The 3,070-nt window shown below is 30.5% G+C and carries 3 protein-coding genes; all 3 read right to left on the minus strand.

Annotated features, from left to right (window positions below; genetic code table 11):
* A partial coding sequence (locus V7024_RS21510; RefSeq protein ID WP_335523720.1) for an HNH endonuclease occupies positions 1-790 on the minus strand: 790 nt, incomplete at its 3' end.
* Positions 791-882: 92 nt separating this feature from the next.
* Entirely contained in the window at positions 883-1,866 is a 984-nt protein-coding gene (locus tag V7024_RS21515; RefSeq protein WP_335523723.1) for an ATP-binding protein, read from the minus strand.
* A 100-nt stretch (positions 1,867-1,966) separates the two neighbouring features.
* Positions 1,967-3,004: a restriction endonuclease PLD domain-containing protein gene (locus tag V7024_RS21520; protein WP_335523726.1), complete on the minus strand. Its 1,038-nt coding sequence runs from the start codon at positions 3,002-3,004 to the stop codon at positions 1,967-1,969.
* Positions 3,005-3,070: the final 66 nt, after the last annotated feature.

Below are 3,070 nucleotides of genomic sequence, written 5' to 3' on the forward strand. Positions count from 1 at the left end.
CTATAACATTACAGAGATTAAACACTTCTTCATAACTTAAATTGAATCTTGAATTACCTAATTGAATAATATAATTATTTTCGTCTAGTTTTGCTACAATATAGCGTCTCAGTTCAAAATCTATAGGTGTATTATTCCCTGGATATAATTCACTTAGTATTTCTTTATATCCTAAACTGATATTAGTTCCTCGAATATAAAAACTATTAAATGTAAATAAACATGTACCTTTATTTTCTCCTATAGCAGGAAGATAGCCTTCTAAAATTACTGTTTTATTTTTATATCTCAAGAACTTTCCATTACTTGAATAACTCCTATAATCCTCTACTCCAAAATCTGCTATATGATTATTTATACGATCAACATATTCCTCAAGTGTAATCTGTCCTTCATTTAATTGCTTTCTAATAATTTCTAAGCTAAGTGCATATTTTGCTTCTTCTTCAAATTTCTTAATATACTTTCTTACATCTTTTATCTTTCCTTGTGCACGCCTTAATAAACGCATTCTAATTTCATCTGGCAATTCATTGTCTCTTTTATCATTATTACATTTATGGTGAGCTGGTCTTAAATTTTCTAAACCATTAAAATCAAAATTTGATGTTAAATTTAAATCTTTTATAACTTCTGTTACTCTTTGTTTATTTTTAAATGTCGCTTCAGGTATGATATGATCGATTTCTAAATCAGAATAATTAAATAAATCTTCTAAACAAATCGTACAGCGTCTTTGATGAGCTTGCCAAAGAGCATATCTAACTTCAGGTCTATTTTTTATAATCATTTACATTACTCCTTTCAAAACATCTCTCTCTAAAATTTAACAAAATCAAAAAAAGATTATCCCCCCTTCTTTGTGATAAAACCAGTAATAACCTACACTCCCTGACTCTTTAATTTTTGAGAAGCTGTAGAAGGAGAGGTGCTATATCCCTTACAAGAAGCTTCTGTTTTAGCATCTTCTAACATCTCATCAAAATCAATCGTATTTAATCTATCCAAGTTAATTCTCATTCTAATCAATGTACCTTTAATATCACAATCTTCTACAGATTCTCCTGAAAGGCTATAAGTTATAGTTTTCTTCCCCGAAGCAATACTAAAGTAACCGTTAGTTCTTTCAACAATTCTTTTTACAAGTGCAAGACCATATCCCGAGTTTTTATAATCCTCTGGAGCATACGCATGATTTGATAACGCAGAAAGTCCTGGTATCATTGCTTTTCTAATAGCATCTTCGTGTGTCGGTTCATCAAACCATGTTTCTTCAATATCAAAAGGAATAGTTCTAAGCAACCCCAACCCTAAATCGGCAATTACTACTTCTACACTGTTCGCAGCTGGGTATAGTTGGGAACCATAGTAAAAATGTTTTGTTTTGGAATGGTCAAAGATATTTCTAATCATTTCTCTAACAACAAATTCAAATAAGTCCTTAACAACATCATTATTTCCCATTCCAATGTCCCTTAATATTTTTCCAACTATTTCAGTTGCAATCTCATCATAGTAGATTTCAACTGATTTTCCTTGAGAATGTAATGAATCAAAAAGTTCAGCTAATACTACTTTAGTTGGTGCAATGTAATTGCTTCCTTGGCTAAATGAATGAGCATCTGAGAGTCCTAACTTTTGAAAAATCCCCATGGTTTCCCCGTAAGATATGGCCTCTCTATTCAAGTTATCTATCGGTTCCATTTCATAAGGAATGGTATCTTCCTTTAATCTATCAATCATAGAAAGAAATATGATTGCTCCAGCTGGCTCAATAAAATCTAGTGAAGAAAATTGAAATTTTAAGCCCTCAGGCTCATCTGAGTAGTATTTCTTTTCGTTCAGATGTTTGGTCATTCTCATCATATTATCTTACTTCATATTAATTATATTTATCATAATATCCCCCAAATACATCTAGCTGTTAAAATAAGAGCTAAATAAACTTCCATATACGCTTATTTTTTTATACTGAATCCTCAATAATATTAATAACATGGCTAGCAAATCCTTCAGTTAATTGAATTTTATCAGCCCCAAAATTCAAAGCCCTAAGAGTTCTCCCATCATTATTTTTTGTAATTGTTAATAATGAGTCGTATGAAGCTTGAATAGTAGAAATAGTATTATTAAACATACTCCATCTTTCGCTATATTCCGGACAAAGGTTTTTTGCTTTTACTTCCCAAGGCCATCTACTAGATGTTCCTTCCAAATAATAAGGACCTTCAATAACTTCAAAATAACCCAGAAGCTTAGCTGTTCCTACACCATAACAGATTAGGATATCTTCCTCTCTTACAGCAACAGGTTTTCTTTTAGAGAAATGGAGCTCCTGTATATCAGTTGATAGCTTTCTATGTTCAGAAAAAGGTTCGTCAGACACACCTACAGGCTTAATAAAATATCGCTTATCAGCTGTAACTTTATGCCGTCCTTTATTGATTATATCGCTTACAATTAAACTTATTTTTGATTCTTTAGGAATAATAAATGCTTGCGAAAAAGTATCTATCTTTTTTATCACTTCCTCTAATTCATTAGAGGATAAGGCTCTGCTTTCAACACTCTTTATTTCATTAATCAATTTTAATAATTGATTAATATCGTCAATTAGCACTCCCCATTCATGATTATTTTCTAATCCAGAATTAGTAAAATTAGCGGAAGTAATTATACCTTGTAACGGTGTTCCTGACTTTAAGGATATGTATATCTTTCCATGTAACTTATTGTCGATATGAACACTGTAACTAATATTATTTTTTTTACAATTTAGGCAAAAGGAATAAAGTGAGTTTGACTTTTTTAATAAGTCAGGATTATTATCTTTTAATGTAGTTATCAACGAAATACGTTTGATACTCTTTCCATTTAATTGACTAAAGAAATCATCAAATGACTCCATTAAGAATGGGCTTATTATCTTAAGCTCATCTGCATCTAATAGGATATTTTTAATATCATTGTAATGGGTAGAATAAATATTATTTAATAGTTTCATATTCTCTCACCCTCACATAGTTTTGTAACAAATTTCCTATTTCAGTATACATTATTTAACACACAC

Source organism: Bacillus sp. JJ864 (assembly GCF_036963045.1).
In the GTDB taxonomy this organism is placed as follows: domain Bacteria; phylum Bacillota; class Bacilli; order Bacillales; family Bacillaceae_G; genus Bacillus_A; species Bacillus_A pseudomycoides_C.